The organism is Paenibacillus sp. 01T422, assembly GCF_056398785.1.
Genome location: NZ_JBFTQB010001349.1, coordinates 1 through 1,104, shown reverse-complemented (window position 1 = coordinate 1,104; position 1,104 = coordinate 1). Strand labels below are relative to the sequence as shown.

Here is a 1,104-nt window from a genome sequence, read left to right as displayed (position 1 = left end):
GCTTACGTACTTGATTGTCATTAGTAACATTTTCAATATCAATCGTTGGAAGTTCCGCTTTATTCGCTGCAATGTTCAGATCTTGTTCCATTAATTGTTGGGCAGCTTTTCTGCGTCTTCTAATTGCAAATCCAGCAATCACACCAATCGCGAGTGCAGCTAGTGCCAAACCAGCGTAAGTTAAGTACGTTGTTGTCTTGGAAGCCAGTGTATCCGTAGGGCGTGCAAAAGAATGAGCAAGAACTGTAACTTTTTTCTGCAAATCATCGTCAGTATATGTAGCCTTATTATCTGCTAGTGCCGTTCTTACAATATTCACCAAAGCGTTTTGCACAGCAGTTTTGGTTTCAGCAGTCAATGACGTCGGATCATCTTTAACCGGTGGTTCAATTCCGACATTAATGCTTAAATCTTTTACTACATACGGCGTAGCCACAATGTCATTCGTAATCCGATTCACTTCGTAATTTACGGTCTTACTGTTTTTCTCGGTATTCGATTTCCCTGAATTTGATGATCCTGGGTAACCAGGTACATCCGTTGTGCCAGTACCAGGAACACCGCCTGTGTCAGCACCATTATTTTGGTAAGACTCGCTGGCTTCCTGCAAGGAAATTTCCAAACCTTTTTGATCGACTTGATTTGGCGCGGAAACGAGCTGTTCTTTACTTTTCTTTTGATCAAAGTTCATGGTAGAGAATACACTTACATTCACTTTGTCGCGTCCAAACATAGTTCCCAGCATGTTCGTAATATTTTTCTGCAGATCTTTTTGAAACTTATCGTTAATATCGGACTGGCTAGTCACCAAGCTCGAGGAGGATTGACCACCCAATTTGGAAGAAACCAAGCTTTCGCCATACTGATCTGAGATGGTGATGTTCTCTACAGGAAGATTTTTGATACTGTGTGAAACCAAGTTGTAGATGGTATCAATCTTACCTTGATCAAGCGTATAACCTTGTTTCATTTGAAGAACAACGGATGCTGTTGCTTTCTCTTCCTGCTGTTGCAAGAAGGGCCCATCCTCCGGAAGTGAAATCAGAACCTTTGATCCAGAGATAGCTTGATTGGAATTAATAAGCTGCTGCAACTCACCTTGAA

1 protein-coding gene is annotated in these 1,104 nt (G+C 41.6%); it reads right to left on the bottom strand.

The features are described 5' to 3' along the window. Window positions 1–1,093: flagellar basal-body MS-ring/collar protein FliF (gene fliF / locus AC1DUA_RS38630; protein WP_477504727.1), on the bottom strand; the 1,093-nt coding region annotated here is incomplete at its 3' end. Window positions 1,094–1,104: the final 11 nt, after the last annotated feature.